We start from the raw sequence: 1,470 nt of genomic DNA on the forward strand, positions 1-1,470 counted from the left end.
AATAGCGACTCTTGTTCGGGTGTGGGGTAAAATCGGAACGAGTAGGCTTTTTCCATGTCTCACATTTTAGCATATATTTCGTAAACGATGCTCATATTTAACAGTAAAGCCGTCGTAGAACGACGGGGTTTCAGACCCAAAATTTTCGATGATTGGTGATGCGGGTTGTTGTTGATACCTTGGAGAAGTCAGACCTTACACTTCATCAGGGTTAATGCCAAGCAATCTGAGCCTTTCAGCGAGCCGGATGGCTTTTTGTTCAGCCTCTTGTTTAGCCAAGCGTTCTTGAGCAGCGATCGCCTCAGCCTCTTGTTTCGCCAGCCGTTCTTGATCAGCGATCGCCTCTGCGTTCATCGCTCTTTCCTCAGCCGTTAGATAGCGATTTCCCGACTGGTCATACCAGTATAACCATTCCCGATACCAAGCAATATGTTCTCCTTTCTCGTAACCCAGTGCCAAGCCAATTTCTGGCAACCAAACTCGATTATTCTCACTTTCTAAAAGTTCATATTTTCCTGATATTAATTTATATACTTCTAATCGTTGTCGCTTTTTAAATCTTCCTCTTCTGCCACTGAAAGGATTGTAAATTACATAATACAGAATCCCCAGGCTTTGGTAATTTAAGAATTTCTCCTCATATTCACCATTATACTTCTCGGAAATTACCTCTAAAAACAAAATCGGCAAGATATATTTTTCCCCCCACAAAACATAGCTTAACCGACCTCTTTCTCCCGTATCATGGTTGACTCCAACTGCTAAGAAACCATCGGGGACAAAAGCTGATTCGTCTGGATTATAATAAACAGCCATATCTACCCCAAAATACCAATCATCTCGACCAGACCAAATTAAAGCTAATAAATTTAGCAGCAGATTGGGAAGATCATTTTGTAACTGATTGTCCACTGGAGTTTCATCGGAAGAGGGCAATTCTTCGGCGCTGGGAAGAGGGCGATTTTTGTTATAGGTGAGGTTAACCATAGCTCCTGCAAGCGTGGTGTTTGATTACTGCTAATTCTAACAGAAAATTACGGTTTTAGATTTCGTTGTTTTTCTGCGATTTCTAAAAGCACTTGCTCAAGACTTGGCTCAAGGCTTTCTTTAATGTCATCAACCTCGTGTTTATGATGGGGGAAAGTGGCAATTTCAACATGATGGGGTGCATTATCATAACGGAAGATCATAACTTGAGCTTCGTTCATGTAATGATAGCGATATTTTATCTTTGGTTTTGTGTCAGTATTTTTAACTTCAACAAAGTCTAAGCGATGATTATTTTCAAAAATAATTGAACCATTAATATAGCCTTGACTTGCGTTATAAATTTTGGCTCTTCGTTACTTGTTATGGTTCGATAGGGGGGCATAAATCGACTAAATCCTTATCTGGCAAGAGACTTAATTGATTAGTTCGCTCTAGATAAAAAACAATTGACAAAAATCGCTAAATGCCTTTCTATATAAG

3 protein-coding genes are annotated in these 1,470 nt (G+C 39.7%); all 3 read right to left on the reverse strand.

The genetic code is table 11. The features are described 5' to 3' along the window. Positions 1-56: helix-turn-helix domain-containing protein (locus PX481_RS29925; protein WP_072024880.1), on the reverse strand; the 56-nt coding region annotated here is incomplete at its 3' end. A 139-nt stretch (positions 57-195) separates the two neighbouring features. Continuing rightward, positions 196-987: a Uma2 family endonuclease gene (locus PX481_RS26555; RefSeq protein ID WP_002757096.1), complete on the reverse strand. Its 792-nt coding sequence runs from the start codon at positions 985-987 to the stop codon at positions 196-198. 47 nt (positions 988-1,034) lie between these two features. Further along, positions 1,035-1,331: a toxin-antitoxin system TumE family protein gene (locus PX481_RS26560; protein WP_353852234.1), complete on the reverse strand. Its 297-nt coding sequence runs from the start codon at positions 1,329-1,331 to the stop codon at positions 1,035-1,037. Positions 1,332-1,470 lie beyond the last annotated feature (139 nt).

It is taken from the genome of Microcystis sp. M53603_WE2 (assembly GCF_030065435.1).